Source organism: Shewanella sp. AS1 (genome assembly GCF_021412565.1).
GTDB lineage: Bacteria > Pseudomonadota > Gammaproteobacteria > Enterobacterales > Shewanellaceae > Shewanella.
Genome location: NZ_JAKCLJ010000007.1, coordinates 1 through 18,156 on the forward strand (window position 1 = coordinate 1; position 18,156 = coordinate 18,156).

Here is an 18,156-nt window from a genome sequence, read left to right on the forward strand (position 1 = left end):
AAAAAAAAACCCAAAAAAAAAAAAAAAAAAAAAAAAAAAAAACCGCGACCCTAGAGTCGCTTTTTACTGAATAGCTCAGCTACTTTTTGACTTTCACTGGCCTTGCCCAGCCGGTTAAATGTTTCTGTTTCACCCTTGTGATCACCAGTTCATCGGCGCCCACATCGCGCGTGATGGTCGAGCCTGCGCCCAGGGTGGCGCCTTTACCTATAGTCACAGGCGCCACCAGCTGAGTGTCACTGCCGACAAACACATTATCTTCTATGACTGTCAGATGCTTGTTGGCACCATCATAGTTACAGGTGATAGTACCGGCGCCAATATTCACCCCGGCACCGATTTGTGCATCGCCTATGTAGGTCAAATGCCCAGCCTTGGAACCCTCACCCAGTACCGCTTTTTTCATCTCGACAAAATTGCCCACATGGGCGTCGCGTTTTAGCTCGGCGCCGGGACGCAAACGGGCGAAAGGCCCGGCACTGGCCGCTTCACCTACAATGGCATTTTCAATGATGGAATAAGGCTTAACCTCGGCGTTATCGCCGATCTCACAATCGATCAGGATCGCGCCCGCGCCTATGGTGACATTGTTACCTATGGTGACTTTGCCTTGGAAAATTACGTTCACATCCACCATCACATCCATACCCACAGTAACGTCACCGCGGATATCGATTCGGGCAGGATCCCGTAAGTTGGCGCCCGCCAGCATCAACTGCTCGGCAGCACGAGCCTGATAAGCCCTTTCCAGCTGCGCCAGTTGTACGCGGTTATTAGCCCCTTCCACCTCGATGGCAGATTCTGGCTGCGCCGTGGTAATGGCTACGCCATCCCTGTGCGCCATGGCGACTATATCTGTCAGATAATATTCCCCTTGGGCATTATCTGAAGATAACTGGCCCAGCCAGTGTTTAAGCTGCTTGCCCGGTGCCGCCATGATACCGGTATTGATCTCATTGATTTTTAGCTGATCACTATTGGCATCTTTTTGCTCGACAATTCCGACCACCTTACCGGCCTCACGCACGATACGACCGTAGCCGGTTGGGTTGGGCAGATTGACAGTCAAAATAGCCAAACCATTTTCTTGTCGCGCGGCTAATAATGCCTGCAGAGTCGATGCCTGGATAAGCGGTACATCGCCATAGAGGATCAATACTGTGTCATCATCACCAATATTGTCGTTCGCCTGAGCCACGGCATGACCAGTACCTAACTGCTCTGCCTGCAGTACCCAGTTAAGTTGTTGTTCGCCCAATTTTTGTTTTAGTTGTTCGGCGCCATAACCATAGACAAGTTGTATCGCATCACTGCCCACTTGATGTGCGGTATCGATAACATGTTGCACCATGCTTTTATGGGCGATTGGATGAAGAACTTTAGGAAGATCCGAGCGCATGCGAGTTCCTTTGCCTGCGGCCAGAATGACGACATTAAGAGCCATGAAATGATCCTTGAAAGAATGCTGTAAAATTAAATTTGAGGTCAGTTTTATGCAGTGATTTTAAAGTAAAACCACCATAAAAGCGAAGTGGATTGGTCGGTTACCGGCAGAAATGCAGATACAAAAAAGGCGGTCGTCTTACGACGTCCGCCTTTTGCTATCAAACAATAACCTTATCTGGCAATGTTCTTCTTGATGGTTTCTACAACGCGCAATTGAGCGATAGCCTGAGCTAATTCAATCGCTGCAGCGGCATAGTTAAAGTCTGCACCGGCATCGGCCATATGGGCTTCTGCACGACGCTTGGCTTCTACAGCTGCCTGCTCATCAATCTCTTCGGCACGCAATACTACGTCAGCCAATACGGATACTGAGAAAGGTTGCACTTCCAGGATACCACCCGAAAGATAGAAGACTTCCTCTTTACCATCTTGTTTGACGATGCGCGCCATGCCAGGTTTGATACGGGTAAGTAAAGGTGTGTGTCCTGGCATAATGCCGAGATCACCTTCAGCACCTGAGACCTGTAGGTGTGCTACAAGACCCGAATAGATGCTATTTTCTGCACTTACGATATCAAGATGTACTGTCATGGCTGCCATCCGTTCTCCTTAAAATATCAAGCTTGCGCTCGATTATTTTTTGTTAGCTCGCTCGATAACTTCGTCGATTGAACCTGCCATGTAGAACGCTTGCTCTGGAATGTGGTCGAACTCACCTTCCAATAGGCCTTTAAAGCCACGGATAGTGTCTTTAAGGGCAACGTACTTACCTGGAGAACCAGTGAATACTTCTGCTACGAAGAATGGCTGAGAAAGATATTTTTCAATCTTACGCGCACGGGCAACGGTAGTCTTATCCTCATCAGATAATTCGTCCATACCCAGAATCGCGATGATGTCTTTCAGCTCTTTATAGCGCTGTAGTACAGTCTGTACACCACTTGCTACGTCATAGTGCTCTTGACCAACCACTTGTGGATCCAGCTGACGTGAAGTCGAATCCAGTGGGTCAACCGCTGGGTAAATACCCAGAGAAGCAATGTTACGTGACAATACAACTGTCGCATCTAAGTGAGCGAAGGTTGTAGCTGGTGACGGATCCGTTAAGTCATCCGCAGGTACGTATACGGCTTGAACAGAGGTAATAGACCCTGTCTTAGTCGAAGTAATACGCTCCTGAAGAACCCCCATCTCTTCAGCCAGTGTTGGCTGGTAACCTACTGCTGATGGCATACGGCCCAGCAGTGCAGATACTTCGGTACCCGCCAAGGTGTAACGATAGATGTTATCAACGAACAATAGTACGTCTTTACCTTCATCACGGAACTTCTCGGCCATAGTCAGACCGGTCAGTGCTACGCGAAGACGGTTTCCTGGAGGCTCGTTCATCTGACCATAAACCATGGCCACTTTGTCGAGTACGCCAGATTCTTCCATCTCGTAGTAGAAGTCGTTACCCTCACGAGTACGCTCACCTACACCGGCGAATACTGACAAACCAGAGTGTGCTTTTGCGATGTTGTTGATCAGTTCCATCATGTTAACTGTCTTACCAACACCCGCACCACCAAACAGACCGACCTTACCACCCTTAGCGAACGGACAAACAAGGTCGATAACCTTGATACCAGTCTCTAAAAGCTCAGTGGTGTTTGATTGATCTTCATATGAAGGCGCTTCACGGTGAATTTCATAACGCTCATCTTCACCGATAGGACCCGCTTCATCAACAGGCTGACCTAATACGTTCATGATACGGCCAAGGGTCTTTGCCCCAACCGGAACGGTAATAGGTGAACCCGTATTTACTACCTCTAGACCACGACGCAGACCATCTGAAGAACCCATAGCGATGGTACGAACTACACCACCACCAAGCTGTTGCTGAACTTCCAGCACCAAGCCTTCACTTTTGATCTCTAGAGCGTCATAGACCTGAGGTACGGCATCATGTGGAAACTCAACGTCCACAACCGCGCCAATTACTTGGACTACAGTACCTGTGCTCATGATTAATCCTCTAAAACTTGTATTCGTTACCTAGCCTAAACCGCAGCGGCACCGGAAACAATTTCCGACAGTTCCTGCGTAATCGCAGCCTGACGGGCTTTGTTGTATACCAACTGCAAGCCATCGATAAGTTCGCCAGCGTTATCTGTCGCAGCTTTCATCGCAACCATACGGGCTGCTTGCTCAGATGCGATGTTTTCAACAACACCTTGATACACTTGAGATTCCACATAACGTACCAGTAAAACATCCAAAAGTTCTTTTGGATCTGGCTCGTAGATGTAGTCCCAGTGATGGGCGATATCATCATTTTCTGACTTAGGCAAAGGTAGCAGCTGTTCGATCACAGGCGTCTGGCTCATGGTATTAACGAACTTGTTGAATACCACATACAGACGGTCTAGCTCGCCCCTGTTGTATGCCTGGAGCATTACACGTACTGTTCCGATCAAGTCAGATAACGACGGTGCGTCACCTAAGCCCGATGCGTGAGCAGATACTTTGCCACCAAAGCTGTTGAAGAACTGCACACTGCGCGCGCCGATTGGGCAGAATTCAACTTCTACGCCTTGCTCACGCCAGTTCTTCACGTCTGCGACAACCTTCTTAAACAGGTTGACGTTCAGACCACCACAAAGACCACGGTCGGTTGACACAACAATGTAACCAACTCGTTTAGCTTCTCTCACTTCCAAATATGGATGCTTATATTCGAGAGAACCTTGCGCCACGTGACCGATCACCTTACGCATATTTTCCGCATAAGGACGGCTCGCTGCCATGCGATCCTGCGCTTTGCGCATCTTACTGGCAGCAACCATCTCCATTGCGGATGTGATCTTCTGAGTGTTTTGTACACTCGCGATCTTGGTTTTAATCTCTTTAGCGCCGGCCATCTTTACTCTCCAATCTGGACCAGAGGTGTCATAGACACCTCAATGTCTTTACCAGGTTTGGGTTTCTACGAACTTGTCGAGGCCAGCCTTCAAACCAGCTTCGATATCAGCGTTATAATCGCCAGTATCGTTAATGGTCTTCATCAGGTCAGCATGCTCGCTGTTCATGTAAGAGAGCAAAGAAGCTTCGAAATCACCGATCTTGTTCAGCTCAACGCTTTTTAGGTAACCTTTTTCAGCTGCGAAAATAGACACAGACTGAGCAGCTACGCTCATTGGCGCATATTGCTTTTGCTTCATGAGTTCGGTAACACGCTCACCATGCTCAAGCTGAGCACGAGTTGCATCGTCAAGATCGGATGCAAACTGAGAGAACGCCGCAAGCTCTCGATACTGTGCAAGTGCAGTACGGATACCGCCAGACAGTTTCTTGATGATCTTAGTCTGAGCCGCACCACCTACACGAGAAACCGAAATACCTGGGTTAACCGCAGGACGTAGGCCTGAGTTAAATAGGTCTGTTTCTAGGAAGATCTGACCATCGGTAATCGAAATTACGTTGGTCGGTACGAATGCAGAAACGTCACCCGCTTGAGTTTCAATAATAGGCAGTGCAGTCAAAGAGCCAGTTTTGCCCTTAACTTCGCCGTTAGTGAACTTCTCAACATACTCAACGTTTACACGTGAAGCACGTTCTAGTAGACGAGAGTGAAGATAGAAAACGTCACCTGGGTAGGCTTCACGTCCTGGTGGACGCTTCAATAGCAATGAGATCTGACGGTAAGCAACAGCTTGCTTAGACAGATCATCATAGACGATCAATGCATCTTCACCGCGGTCGCGGAAGTATTCACCCATAGAACAACCAGAGTATGGCGCCAGGTATTGCAGAGCCGCAGCTTCAGAAGCTGTTGCCACAACAACGATTGTGTTCGCCAGAGCACCGTGTTCTTCGAGTTTGCGTACTACGTTAGCGATAGTAGAAGCCTTTTGGCCAACCGCTACGTACACACACTTAATGCCAGAGTCTTTTTGGTTGATGATGGCATCGATCGCCAAGGCTGTTTTACCAGTCTGACGGTCACCAATCACCAACTCACGTTGTCCACGACCGATTGGGATCATAGAGTCAACGGCTTTATAACCAGTTTGCACTGGTTGATCTACTGACTTACGTTCAATAACGCCTGGTGCGATCACTTCAACAGGAGAGAAACCATCGTTATCGATAGGTCCTTTACCGTCGATGGGTTGACCCAGAGTGTTGACTACACGGCCTAATAGACCACGGCCAACAGGGACTTCCAAGATACGACCAGTTGTCTTAACTTTTTGGCCTTCTGCTAAATCAGCATAAGGACCCATAACTACGGCACCTACAGAATCACGTTCTAAGTTCAACGCGATTGCATAACGGTTACCAGGCAGTTCGATCATCTCACCTTGCATTACATCGGCAAGGCCGTGAACGCGAATGATGCCGTCACTAACTGCAACGATAGTACCTTCGTTGCGAGCTTCACTAACGACTTCGAACTGCTCGATCCGCTGTTTAATCAGATCGCTGATTTCAGTGGAATTCAGTTGCATGCTCAAACTCCCAATTACGACTGCAGCGTATCAGACAGACGGTTTAATTTACCGCTGACCGAGCCATCGATGACCAGGTCGCCTGCCGTGATAATTACACCAGCGACTAGGCTGGCATCTACGCTGCAATTCAGCTTAACTTTGCGTGTGAGACGTTTCTCTAGAGAAGCACCAATTTGCTGTTGTTGTTCTGCGCTAAGTTCAACGGCAGAAACAACAGTTGCTTCAACCTCTTTAGCCCAGTCATTCTTGAACTGGTGAAACAGTTCATACACAGCAGGTAGTACTTCTAAACGACCGTTTTCAGCCATTACCTTTAACAGATTTTGACCTTGCTCATTGACCTGCTCACCACACACCTTAATAAAAAGATCGGCAAGCTGGTTACTGGCTAGCGCGCCAGATAGCAGTGGCTTCATCGTCTCGTTTTCACTGACTTGAGCGGCAAAGCTTAGCATCTCTGCCCAGCTTTCAACTGCTTGGTTTTCAATAGCAAAATCAAATGCTGCCTTTGCGTAAGGACGAGCGATGGTGGTTATTTCAGCCATAACTCAACTCCCTTATCAAATTTCAGCAACTAGTTTATTAACTATGTCACTGTGGGCGGCTTCATCAATCGAACGCTCAAGGATCTTCTCTGCACCAGCGATGGCCAGAGCAGCAACTTGCTTACGCAAGTCTTCTTTCACGCGATTACGTTCAGCTTCAATTTCTGCTTTACCCTGAGCGATGATTTTTGCACGCTCAGCGTCTGCTTCGGCTTTGGCTTCTTCAACAATCTGAGCTTTACGCTTATTAGCTTGCTCAATAATTTCGTTAGCAGTTGCCTTAGCTTCTTTTAGTTGGTCGGTGGCTTTCGCCTGTGCCAACTCTAGGTCTTTTACAGCACGATCTGCATCAGCTAGACCGTCGGCGATCCTTTTTTGGCGCTCTTCGATGGCATTCATCAAAGGAGGCCAAACAAACTTCATGCAGAACCACACGAAGATAATAAAGGCAACCGTCTGACCGATTAGGGTAGCGTTGATATTCACAACAGCCTCCTATTTAGATTAAAGACAGAAGCGTTGATTACAGCATTGCACCCAGTGGGTTAGTAAACAGCATAAATAGTGCAATACCTACACCGATCATGGTTACCGCATCCAATAGACCCGCAACAATGAACATTTTAACTTGTAGCATAGGCGCCATTTCTGGTTGACGCGCAGCGCCTTCCAAGAACTTGCCACCTAGTAGGCCGAAACCGATAGCGGTACCTAGAGCACCCATACCAATCAGTAGAGCAACAGCGATAGCTGTCATGCCTAATACAGTTTCCATCTCTATCTCCAGTATTCTAAATCTTTAGTTAGTTAGTGATTTAGCTTAAAAAAAATTTCTTCAGCAACCCTTAATGATCTTCATGCGCCATGCTTAGATAAACAATTGTCAGCATCATGAAAATAAACGCTTGTAGAGTGATAACCAAAATATGGAAGATTAACCAACCTAGTTGTAAACCTACACCTAGGGCAGATAACGCCATGTTAGCACCATACATCAGCGCAATAAGGATGAAGATCAACTCACCTGCGTACAAGTTACCAAACAGACGCAGCGCCAATGAAATAGGCTTAGCGATAAGGGTAACTGACTCTAATAGGAGGTTGACGGGTATCATTGCCTTATGGTTAAAAGGCTGTAATGTCAGTTCTTTAACAAAACCTGAAACGCCCTTGACCTTGATGCTGTAATAAATAATCAGCAAGAACACACCAATAGCTAAGCTGAAGGTGATGTTAAGGTCAGTCGTTGGAACCACTTTCATATAAGGGATACCGGCAGCAGCTGCCAGTTCAGGGATCCAGTCAACCGGAACCATATCCATGAAGTTCATCATGAATACCCATACGAAAATAGTGAGAGCCAACGGAGCAATTACAGGATTGCGGCCATGGAAGGTTTCCTTCACGCTGCCATCGACAAATTCAACAATCATCTCGATAAAACATTGCAGTTTACCAGGGACGCCTGTTGTCGCTTTTTTGCCGACACTGCGGAATAGCCACAAGAATAGAACACCAAGCCCAACCGAAAAGAACAACGAATCAATGTGCCATGTCCAGAAGCCTTCGCCAACCTGTAAGTTGGTAAGGTGGTGCTGGATATAGCCCTGCGGTGTTAACGCTTCACCAGTTGCAGCCATGATTCATCCCACTTAACTTTGCTTGAAGTATAAAGGAGCTGTCCAGTGCACTATTAACGCAGAGATATAACAAACAAAAAGCGGCATAAATACGACCTTAAGATTGATAAACACTAACGAAAACATTGCTATGGTTAACAGCAACTTTACCGCTTCCCCCCAGTAAAAAGTTTTCATTACTTTTCCTGCTGAGCTTGCTCCCGTATGGGAAAAAGCGAGGGTCGCGAATACAAAATTAGGGAGGACAGCGATAGCACCACCCGCGATAGCGGACAGTCCATACTGTTCTCCCCACACGGCGAAAAAGATTATCGAAACAAGCCCAGCCATCGCCGCCTGCATCATCACCAATTTATAGGCTGACCAACGACCACGACGTGCTAAAACTTTGCTCAATTAATCATCTCCGCATTCATACTTTTTGTTTCTTTACTCAGTTAACTCTTTAACCGAACAATAACCAGGTACAAAAAGCTTGCGAAAGTATACCGTTTCGCGCATTCAAAGCAAGTTTAAGGTGATAAAAAAGGGGACTTTTAGCGTGATCTTGGCCAAAAGTCTAAAAGAGGTAAATTAACAGGTGTCGCAAATTTACATAATATTAAATTAACCTGAAATTTTTATCCTATTTTGGCAATTATTCCATCTAATTCAGCTAAATTTTGGTAGTTTATTACCATTTTACCCTTTCCCTTTTTATTATGGGTAATGGTCACTTTGGCACCTAACTTTTCAATTAACTGACTCTCAAGACGAACAACATCCTGATCTTTTGTCGGCTTTTCGACGATTTCAGATTGGTTTAAGGCTTTATGCACTAATCGTTCAGTTTCTCGAACAGAGAGTTCTTTAGCACTTACTAATCTAGCCAGAGTCGTTTGCTGATCTCCCGTGATGGCTAACAGGGCTCTGGCGTGGCCCATGTCTATATCACCATGCTCAAGCATGCGCTTGACAGGCTCATTTAAGCCATTTAGGCGCAGAAGGTTTGATACCGTTGCTCGGGATTTCCCGACCGCATCGGCGGTTTGTTGATGGGTCAGATTAAATTCTTCGATAAGACGATTTAATGCGATGGCTTCCTCCATGGCATTAAGATCTTCACGCTGAATATTTTCGATTAAGGCGATAACACCAGCCGCTTCATCGGCAACCTGTTTAATAATACAGGGAACCTTATCTAACTGTGCTATCTGCGATGCACGCCAGCGGCGCTCACCGGCAATAATCTCATAGCCTTTATTCGACACCTGGCGCACCACAATAGGCTGAATAATTCCTTGGGTTCGGATAGATTCGGCAAGCTCTTCCAGTGCCTCTGGTGACATATCCTTACGAGGCTGATATTTACCAGGTTTAAGCAGATCGATAGCGATCATTTTTAAATTTTCACCGGTTTCGGCTGCCGACTCATTAAGTGAAACCTGCTTAGCAGCCGCATGGCTCGTGCTTAATAACGCGTCTAATCCTTTGCCTAAGCCACGTTTCTTCGCTGTCATTCAATAATTCCTTAAACTTGCTCTAACTTAGAATGTTGTTCTGCGCGCCTGATAATTTCACCGGCCAGGGATAAATAGGCTTTAGCCCCAGCACTGGACTTATCATAATACATGGCCGGGGCACCAAAGCTTGGCGCCTCGGCAAGCCTGACGTTACGGGGGATCACAGTGCGATACACTTTATCGCCAAAGTGTTGTTTTAGCTGATCGGACACATCATTAGCCAGACGATTACGCGGATCATACATGGTACGCAAGATCCCTTCGATGGTAAGTCCCGGATTTACCATGGCAGCTAACTTACTTATGGTATCCACTAAGGCGGTTAAACCTTCTAGGGCGTAATATTCGCACTGCATGGGTACAATAACAGAGTCGGCAGCAGACATGGCATTAACAGTGAGCATGTTGAGTGAAGGCGGGCAGTCGATAAAAATAAAATCATAATGATCTTTTACCGGCGCCAAAGCATTGCGCAGGCGGATCTCCCTGGCAAAGAATTCCATCAACTTAATTTCAGCAGCGGTAACATCACCATTTGCCGCGATAAGATCGTATTTCCCCGCAGTATTGCGACAAACAATCTCATCGATACTTTTCTCTTCGACCAAGAGTTCATAGGCGGTATTTTCAACACTGTATTTATCAACACCGCTACCCATGGTGGCATTGCCCTGGGGATCGAGATCAATCAGCAACACTTTACGCTTAGTGGCGGCCAAAGATGCAGCTAAATTAACACAAGTTGTTGTTTTCCCTACACCACCTTTCTGGTTGGCTACGGCGATCACTTTACCCACAATATCATCCTGTTTATTAGGTTTGCAGATTCGATACCCGCATAATTCTTATAAAATTGCTTGAACTGGCTAAATAATGCAACTTTTGCGTTTGCACTCAGGTGTTTTTTATCACCCTGAGTAGATGACGCTGTTCATCAAGATGGGGGACGCTAAGTTCAATTATATCGGTTATCGTAAAATTATCAGGTAGTTGTGCCATTTCATCGTCCGCCAACTGACCTTTTAACGCATAGAAACATCCAGTCTCTTTAGGCAGATGTGCACACCAATGAAGCATATCGGCAATAGAGGCAAACGCCCGGCTCAACACGCCATCAAATTTATCCTCAGGCTGATAGGCTTCAACCCGGCTCTCTACCGAACTGATGTTGTTTATTCCCAATTCGAATTGGACCTGTTTTTGAAAACGGATCCGTTTACCTAAACTGTCGAGTAAAACAAAGGTTTTATCTGGGTTCATGATAGCCAACGGGATCCCAGGTAATCCTGGACCAGTTCCCACGTCGATAAAACGCTCTCCCTTCAAATGAGGGCTAGCAACCAGACTGTCCATGATATGACGGATTAACATCTGCTTAGGATCCCGTACCGATGTCAGGTTATACGCCTTATTCCACTTGGCCAACATACCCACAAAATCAACTAATTGTTGTTTTTGCTTCGGCGTTGCGGCCATGTTTATTTGGCTAAGATAACTCTCTAATTGGGTTAATAACACGGGCGTATCCTCGATAAACAATGGGATATTATGAAGTGCGCAGCGCGAGATGTGAAGCACCTAAACCTCACATCTCGGCGGACAAAGAATAAAGTGTGGGATTACGCGCTTTTTCTGAGTAAACCGCGTTTTTTCAGATGAACCAACAAAATGGAGATAGCGGCTGGGGTGATCCCTGAGATCCGCGATGCCTGACCTATGGTTTCCGGCTTGTGATCATTTAATTTAGCGATCACTTCGTTGGATAAACCTGGCACTTCTTGGTAATCCAGATCTTGCGGCATCATGGTTTTCTCATGGCGAATCGCCTTATCTATCTCATCCTGCTGACGCTGAATATAACCTGAGTATTTCACCTGGATCTGCACTTGCTCAGCGGCGCGCTGATCTTCAATTGCAGGACCAAAACCGTCAATATCCATCAACTTAGGGTAATCAAGTTCTGGACGACGCAGCAGATCCTCAAAGGTCGCCTCACGGGTAATAGGCGTCTTAAGGTGCGGATTGAGTGCATCCACTAGAGGGGAATTAGGATGGATCCACTGACTGCGAAGACGCTGTAGTTCGAGTTCAATAGCTTCGCGTTTGGCATTAAACTTTGCCCAACGCTCATTATCGACTAAACCTAATTCGCGGCCTTTTTCTGTCAGGCGTAGATCGGCATTATCTTCCCTTAGCAGCAAACGGTATTCCGCCCGGCTGGTAAACATACGGTAAGGTTCTTTGGTGCCTAAAGTGGAAAGATCGTCCACCAACACTCCAAGATAAGCCTGATCGCGACGAGGGCTCCAAGCATCTTTACCTTGAACTTGAAGTGAAGCATTCATCCCGGCAAGTAGGCCTTGAGCGCCAGCTTCTTCATAGCCTGTGGTACCGTTAATCTGACCAGCGAAAAACAGGCCATTTATCGATTTGGTTTCTAATGAGTTTTTAAGATCACGAGGATCGAAATAGTCATATTCAATCGCATAACCGGGACGAATGATCTGTGCATTTTCCATCCCTTGAATTGAGCGAACCAGATTGAGTTGCACGTCAAATGGCAGACTGGTCGATATGCCATTTGGATAAATTTCTGTGGTATTTAACCCTTCGGGTTCAATAAAGATCTGGTGTGAGGTCTTATCGGCAAAACGATTGATCTTATCTTCAATCGATGGGCAATATCTTGGACCAATACCTTCAATGACTCCAGAATACATAGGGCTACGATCGAGTCCGCCACGAATAATATCGTGAGTACGTTCATTGGTATGAGTAACGAAACAGGAAACCTGGCGAGGATGATCATTTACATCTCCAATAAATGACATTACTGGCAATGGATCATCGCCTTTTTGTTCTGTCATTAACTCGAAGTTGATTGTATTGGCATCAATTCGAGGTGGCGTGCCGGTTTTAAGACGGCCAACACGAATAGGCAACTCACGTAAACGGTCTGCTAATGCAATTGATGGCGGATCGCCAGCACGGCCACCACTGTAATTTTCCAGTCCAATATGGATCTTACCGCTGAGGAAAGTACCGGCAGTTAACACCACAGCAGGCGCTTCAAATGCCAACCCCATTTGTGTGATCACACCAATAACGCGATCGTTTTCAACAACAAGATCATCTACAGCTTGTTGGAATAGGCGTAAATTAGGTTGGTTTTGCAAAATTTGTTGGATTTTAGCGCGATATAAAGCTCTGTCGGCTTGAGCACGTGTGGCTCGAACCGCTGGACCTTTACTCGAATTTAAAGTTCTAAACTGGATCCCTGCGTGATCGGTCGCGATTGCCATAGCACCGCCAAGTGCATCTATCTCTTTAACAAGATGCCCTTTTCCTATACCACCGATCGCTGGGTTACAAGACATCTGTCCTAAGGTATCGATATTATGGGTCAATAATAAGGTTTTCGATCCCATCCTAGCAGATGCTAATGCCGCTTCGGTTCCGGCATGGCCGCCACCTACAACAATTACATCAAACCGTTCATGAAAATGCATCACAATACCTTAAAAACTGGATCTAAATAAAAATCAGTAATGGATTTGAAAGATCAATTACCAAGCGAATAGCTGAGTATTTTAGCATCCCGAAAGCTTTCGATGAAAGATCATTTTCAGTCTTAAGATCGCTAAAGGATCGCACTAATAGATCTTAAGATCTTTATAGAGATCTTTTTATTATGTTTACTATTAGGATCGCTCTTTTCTGTGGGTAATTCAAATAAGTAAATAAAATCAACAGATAACAGAAGATCTAAACTGTGATCTGATAGCGATCTAATTGGCTTAAACTTGGGGATAGATCCATTACTTATCCACATAGGCGATCTAAGTGATGATCTGATCTTAAATCATGCAGAGTTTGATCAACGAAAAATAACCGCTTATCCACATATTTTATTTTTGTAAGGTTGATATGTGGATAAGGTAGATCTAATCTGTGAGTTCTTTGTTTTTTATTCTAATGATGGGATCATGCTAGCTGTTCTTGCCAGCTTGTTAGCCAAGCCAGGGCGGGATCTTCAGGTACTGGATCGTATTGTACATCTATCTGGATCTTATCCACATAGGCTTTTGCACCGCAATTTTCTAAGGCTTCCACTAATTTTTCAGGTCCTTGGCAAAAGGTGTCATAACTTGAATCACCTATGGCGCAAAGTGCATATCGGGTGGCATTGAGATTTGGATTTTTTGCTTGGATCTCATCCAAAAAGGGCTGGATATTATCTGGTAGATCGCCTGCACCATGGGTCGATGAAACAATTAACCAGAAGTGGTGAGGAGCGATCTCACTTAGTTCGGGTGTTAAATGGGTTTGTGTCTCGTGGCCATGGGCTTCTAATTGGGCTGCTAATTCATCGGCGACGTACTCAGCACCCCCTAAGGTAGTGCCGATAATAAGCTCGATTGTTGCCATGGGTTTACCTCTGTTATTAATTTAATTGAGTTATTAGATTGAAATAGTGGTGAGTTTGTCTGCTATCTTTTAATTATACAAGCACAATGGCTGTGATAATGAGCATAACGCACTGAAATAAATATGAGAGTTATTAGTGTCTATTTTAGGTTTTGCAGCAATTAAATCATGCCGTTATAGTGAAAAAAAAGATGAGCAATGCTCATCTTTTTTTTCACTATAACGTTTATTTACCGATACAGAAGGAGCTGAATATTTTGCCCAACAGATCGTCTGAGGTGAACTGGCCGGTGATCTCCGACAGCGCCAGCTGACACATACGCAGCTCTTCTGCCAGCAGTTCTCCGGCCTGGTACACTTCCAGCTGCTCTTTACCTAGTAACAGGTGGCTGCTTGCCAGTTCTAACGCCTCTAAATGGCGCCTGCGGGCGATAAAGCCGCCTTCGAGGTTACTTTGGTAGCCCATCAGGGTTTTAAGGTGGATTTTGAGTTCCTCGACGCCGAGGCCGGTTTTAGCCGATAGCCGAAATACTTTGTGTCCATGATCTTCTGTGGTCGTTAATGCCTCACCGGTGAGATCGGCTTTGTTGCGTATAACTGTGACGCCGAGGTTTTTAGGTAGGCGATCGATAAAATCGGGCCAGATATCATGGGGGTCGACCGCATCTGTGGTAGTGCCGTCCACCATAAACAATACTTGATCGGCGCTGTTGATCTCGGCCCAGGCGCGCTCAATCCCTATCTGTTCCACTGTGTCTGTGGTGTCGCGCAGCCCTGCGGTGTCGATAATATGCAGCGGCATGCCATCGAGGTGAATATGTTCACGCAATACATCACGTGTGGTGCCGGCAATTTCGGTCACAATTGCCGATTCTTTACCTGCTAAGGCATTGAGGAGACTTGATTTTCCTGCATTGGGACGACCGGCAATCACCACCTTCATCCCTTCGCGGATAATGGCGCCCTGTTTGGCGCTGGATTGCACTAGGGTCAGCTTGTCTATGATGCGATTCAGAGAGCCGGCTATCTTGCCATCGGAGAGAAAATCCACCTCTTCGTCGGGAAAGTCGATGGCGGCTTCAACATACAGACGTAGATTGGTGACCTGTTCGACCAGTTCATGCACCTGGGTTGAAAACTCCCCCTGCAGTGAGTTTACCGCGCTCTTGGCGGCCTGTTCGCTGGTGGCATCGATGAGATCGGCAATGGCTTCGGCCTGGGTGAGATCCAGCTTATCATTCATAAAGGCCTGTTCACTGAACTCGCCAGGTTTGGCTATGCGTACCCCTTTGGTTTCCATCACCCGCTTGATCAACATATCCAGCACAATCTGACCACCATGACCCTGTAGCTCGAGGACATCCTCGCCGGTAAAAGAGTTAGGCGCTTTGAAGAAGAGGGCGATCCCCTGATCGATAACCTGACCCTGGGCATCTTTGAAATCACAGTAATCGGCGTAACGTGTCTTGGGAAGGTGGCCTAAGACTGAGTGTGCTACCTCGCTGGCTTTGTCACCCGAGATACGTATGATACCGACGCCGCCGCGTCCGGGTGCAGTTGCCTGAGCCACGATAGTATCTGTTGTCATTCCTGTGTTTCCTAAATACTCAAAAGGGATTCATTAAAAAACAAAAAGCGGTCAAGACTCAGTATCCGACCGCTTTTGTTAGTTGGAGTTAAGGATTATTTTAACCCTTTTTTCTCCAAACCTGCATAGATGATCTTCTGCTGGGTGATGGCCACTAAGTTACCTACCAACCAGTAGAGTACCAGACCCGCTGGGAACCAGAGGAAGAATACGGTAAACACCACAGGCATCCACTGCATCATCTTCTGCTGCATAGGATCCATAGTTGGAGCCATAGGTTGCATCTTCTGCATCAGGAACATAGAAACACCCATCAGCAGCGGTAGCACATAGTAAGGATCCTGCACCGACAGGTCGGTGATCCACAGCATGAATGGCGCATGACGTAGCTCGTAGCTTTCCAGCAATACCCAGTAGAGTGCGATGAAGATAGGCATCTGTAACAGAATCGGCAGGCAGCCACCCATAGGGTTTACTTTCTCTTTCTTATACAGCTCCATCATGGCCTGACCCATCTTCTGACGATCATCGCCAAAGCGTTCTTTCATCTCCTGTAATTTAGGCTGCAGGTTACGCATCTTCGCCATAGAAGTGTATTGCGCTTTAGTGAGCGGATATAACAGACCACGAACGGTTAGTGTGATCAGAATAATCGCCACCCCCCAGTTACCCACGAAGGATTGATAGAACATCAACAGCCAGTGGATAGGGATAGCCAGCCACCAAAGGAAACCATAATCCACCACTAAGTTAAGTGTTTCAGAGATGGCCGACAGGGCTTTCTGATCTTTTGGACCCACATAGAACTGGGCGCCAATCGTTTTTTCACTGCCAGGCGCAATGTCATAAACCGCGCCGCGGAAACCGATATTGGCCAGGCCGCCGGCGCTGATGCTGGAGAAGATGGTATTCTGGTCATTGGCGGGTGGCACCCAAGCAGAGACAAAGTAGTGTTGCAGCATGGCTGTCCAACCACCTAAGGTCTGCTTATTGAGGTTTTTATCCGCCATATCTTCGAAGCTGTACTTCTCGTAACGGGTATCCTGGGTAGAGAAGGCCGCGCCACGATAAGTTGGCATCATCATGCTGCTTTCGCTCTTCTTGATGCTGTGCTTGATCTGACCATACATCTGCACCTGAAGCTGTTCAGATGAGCTGTTGTTGATGCGGTAGTCGACGTTTATATCGAACTGGTCCCGGTGTAGGGTGAACACCTTAGTGAAAGTCACGCCGTTATCGGCTACATAAGTCAATGGAATTTCCAGGGTATCTTGACCTTGTGCCAGGCTGTATTGCTGTGACTGAGCCGTATAATGGGCGCGGCCCTTAACGCTGCTGTCGATACCGTTACGGCCGATCAAACCACTCTGGGCGATATAGAAAATATCAGTGCTTTGCTGTAGCAGCACGAAAGAGTCATCTTTACCCTGTTCGAGTTTGTGATCGACCAATGCTGAGTAAACGATATCGCCGCCAACAGGATCGATTTTTAGAACCAGTTGATCTGTCGTCACCGTAATGAGTTCTTTTGATGGCGTAACAGCTTCAGGAAGAGAAGCATCGGCATCAGGAACATCTGTACTGTGAGAATCTGCGACGCTCGAAGATGCTGCAACAGAAGTATTTGTCGCTGCTTGTTGCGGCGGATTTTTGTCAGTTTGCCATTGCTGCCACAGCAAAAAGCTGACAAAAAGCAGACCGATAAGCAATATATTGCGTTGAGATTCCATAGTCTATTTATTACACCTATTCTTTTTTGGGGGGACGGGGTCTTCACCGCCCGGATGTAAAGGGTGACATTTTAATACGCGTTTACCCGCAAACCAACTCCCTTTGATAAATCCATGCAAACTAATTGCTTCAATTGCGTAGTTGGAGCAGGTGGGGTGAAAGCGACACTTAGGCCCAATCAGTGGGCTGATAAAGAGTTGATAGCCACGGATCAGCTTGGTGGCTAGCCATTGTAACGGCGACAGAGTTTGCGCCATAACTTCTCTACCTGTTTATGCAGGGTAGCATTATCCATATTCAATACACCATTTCTCACCAGAACAACAATATCGAGCGGCGGTAATTCATGTTGATGTAACCGAAAATTATCGCGAATGATGCGTTTTACCCGGTTGCGTTGATTTGCTCGCTTTACATAACGTTTGGCAACAGTGAGTCCAATACGAGGATGTTGTTCAGTATTAGGTATTGCAAGTAAAGTGATATCAGCCGAAGAGGCTTTGATGGGATTGGTGAATACAGATTTGAATTGCGCGGGAGTTAACAAACGTAACTCCCGCGTAAAGGTATAGCTAGTCACTAGCATTTCTACTTATATTAAGCAGAAAGACGAGCGCGACCTTTTGCACGACGACGTGCGATGACCTTACGGCCACCTACAGTAGCCATACGAGCGCGGAAGCCGTGAGAACGCTTGCGCTTCAGGTTGCTAGGTTGAAAAGTACGTTTACTCATTATGGCAATCCGTCTTTGTTAGGTGAATAAACCTTATCTCTA

The 18,156-nt window shown here is 46.5% G+C and carries 20 protein-coding genes; all 20 read right to left on the reverse strand.

The genetic code is table 11. The annotated features are described in order from the left end of the window. Positions 1-79 precede the first annotated feature (79 nt). Positions 80-1,444: a bifunctional UDP-N-acetylglucosamine diphosphorylase/glucosamine-1-phosphate N-acetyltransferase GlmU gene (gene glmU, locus LZP69_RS10750; RefSeq protein ID WP_234200572.1), complete on the reverse strand. Its 1,365-nt coding sequence runs from the start codon at positions 1,442-1,444 to the stop codon at positions 80-82. Between the two features lie 173 nt (positions 1,445-1,617). Next, positions 1,618-2,046, reverse strand: coding sequence for a F0F1 ATP synthase subunit epsilon (locus LZP69_RS10755; RefSeq protein WP_234200573.1), 429 nt, complete (start codon positions 2,044-2,046; stop codon positions 1,618-1,620). 33 nt (positions 2,047-2,079) lie between these two features. Then, the gene (atpD, locus tag LZP69_RS10760; RefSeq protein WP_234200574.1) at positions 2,080-3,456 is read right to left on the reverse strand and encodes a F0F1 ATP synthase subunit beta; all 1,377 of its coding nucleotides are present in this window, start codon (positions 3,454-3,456) and stop codon (positions 2,080-2,082) included. 35 nt (positions 3,457-3,491) lie between these two features. Further along, positions 3,492-4,352, reverse strand: coding sequence for a F0F1 ATP synthase subunit gamma (gene atpG / locus LZP69_RS10765; protein ID WP_234200575.1), 861 nt, complete (start codon positions 4,350-4,352; stop codon positions 3,492-3,494). A 48-nt stretch (positions 4,353-4,400) separates the two neighbouring features. Further along, complete coding sequence (gene atpA / locus LZP69_RS10770; protein ID WP_234200577.1) at positions 4,401-5,942, reverse strand: F0F1 ATP synthase subunit alpha; 1,542 nt, start codon at positions 5,940-5,942, stop codon at positions 4,401-4,403. Positions 5,943-5,956: 14 nt separating this feature from the next. Further along, the gene (gene atpH, locus LZP69_RS10775; protein WP_234200578.1) at positions 5,957-6,490 is read right to left on the reverse strand and encodes a F0F1 ATP synthase subunit delta; all 534 of its coding nucleotides are present in this window, start codon (positions 6,488-6,490) and stop codon (positions 5,957-5,959) included. Between the two features lie 15 nt (positions 6,491-6,505). Beyond that, positions 6,506-6,976, reverse strand: coding sequence for a F0F1 ATP synthase subunit B (gene atpF, locus LZP69_RS10780; RefSeq protein WP_234200579.1), 471 nt, complete (start codon positions 6,974-6,976; stop codon positions 6,506-6,508). A 37-nt stretch (positions 6,977-7,013) separates the two neighbouring features. Further along, a complete protein-coding gene (atpE, locus tag LZP69_RS10785) occupies positions 7,014-7,265 on the reverse strand; it encodes a F0F1 ATP synthase subunit C (protein WP_011639455.1) in 252 nt (83 codons plus the stop codon). A 70-nt stretch (positions 7,266-7,335) separates the two neighbouring features. Continuing rightward, positions 7,336-8,130, reverse strand: coding sequence for a F0F1 ATP synthase subunit A (gene atpB / locus LZP69_RS10790; RefSeq protein ID WP_234200580.1), 795 nt, complete (start codon positions 8,128-8,130; stop codon positions 7,336-7,338). A gap of 12 nt (positions 8,131-8,142) precedes the next feature. Continuing rightward, on the reverse strand, positions 8,143-8,526 hold the full coding sequence (locus LZP69_RS10795) for an ATP synthase subunit I (protein WP_234200581.1): 384 nt from the start codon (positions 8,524-8,526) through the stop codon (positions 8,143-8,145). A gap of 224 nt (positions 8,527-8,750) precedes the next feature. Next, the gene (locus tag LZP69_RS10800; protein ID WP_234200582.1) at positions 8,751-9,629 is read right to left on the reverse strand and encodes a ParB/RepB/Spo0J family partition protein; all 879 of its coding nucleotides are present in this window, start codon (positions 9,627-9,629) and stop codon (positions 8,751-8,753) included. Positions 9,630-9,640: 11 nt separating this feature from the next. Further along, positions 9,641-10,429 (reverse strand): ParA family protein, encoded by a 789-nt coding sequence (locus tag LZP69_RS10805; RefSeq protein WP_234200583.1) that lies wholly within the window; start codon positions 10,427-10,429, stop codon positions 9,641-9,643. Positions 10,430-10,526: 97 nt separating this feature from the next. Continuing rightward, positions 10,527-11,150, reverse strand: a complete 624-nt coding sequence (gene rsmG / locus LZP69_RS10810; RefSeq protein ID WP_234200584.1) for a 16S rRNA (guanine(527)-N(7))-methyltransferase RsmG — start codon at positions 11,148-11,150, stop codon at positions 10,527-10,529. Positions 11,151-11,251: 101 nt separating this feature from the next. Beyond that, positions 11,252-13,141 (reverse strand): tRNA uridine-5-carboxymethylaminomethyl(34) synthesis enzyme MnmG, encoded by a 1,890-nt coding sequence (gene mnmG / locus LZP69_RS10815; RefSeq protein WP_234200586.1) that lies wholly within the window; start codon positions 13,139-13,141, stop codon positions 11,252-11,254. Between the two features lie 475 nt (positions 13,142-13,616). After that, positions 13,617-14,060 carry an FMN-binding protein MioC gene (gene mioC / locus LZP69_RS10820; protein ID WP_234200587.1) on the reverse strand — a complete coding sequence of 148 codons (444 nt, stop codon included), beginning with the start codon at positions 14,058-14,060 and terminating at the stop codon, positions 13,617-13,619. Between the two features lie 226 nt (positions 14,061-14,286). Continuing rightward, positions 14,287-15,648 carry a tRNA uridine-5-carboxymethylaminomethyl(34) synthesis GTPase MnmE gene (mnmE, locus tag LZP69_RS10825; RefSeq protein ID WP_234200588.1) on the reverse strand — a complete coding sequence of 454 codons (1,362 nt, stop codon included), beginning with the start codon at positions 15,646-15,648 and terminating at the stop codon, positions 14,287-14,289. A 95-nt stretch (positions 15,649-15,743) separates the two neighbouring features. Then, positions 15,744-17,378, reverse strand: a complete 1,635-nt coding sequence (gene yidC, locus LZP69_RS10830; protein ID WP_234200589.1) for a membrane protein insertase YidC — start codon at positions 17,376-17,378, stop codon at positions 15,744-15,746. 3 nt (positions 17,379-17,381) lie between these two features. Beyond that, complete coding sequence (gene yidD, locus LZP69_RS10835; protein WP_234200590.1) at positions 17,382-17,636, reverse strand: membrane protein insertion efficiency factor YidD; 255 nt, start codon at positions 17,634-17,636, stop codon at positions 17,382-17,384. Then, complete coding sequence (gene rnpA / locus LZP69_RS10840) at positions 17,603-17,959, reverse strand: ribonuclease P protein component (protein WP_234200591.1); 357 nt, start codon at positions 17,957-17,959, stop codon at positions 17,603-17,605. The genes yidD and rnpA overlap by 34 nt, the downstream gene beginning before the upstream one ends. Positions 17,960-17,976: 17 nt before the next feature. Continuing rightward, positions 17,977-18,114, reverse strand: coding sequence for a 50S ribosomal protein L34 (gene rpmH, locus LZP69_RS10845; RefSeq protein ID WP_011867659.1), 138 nt, complete (start codon positions 18,112-18,114; stop codon positions 17,977-17,979). Between the last annotated feature and the right edge of the window lie 42 nt (positions 18,115-18,156).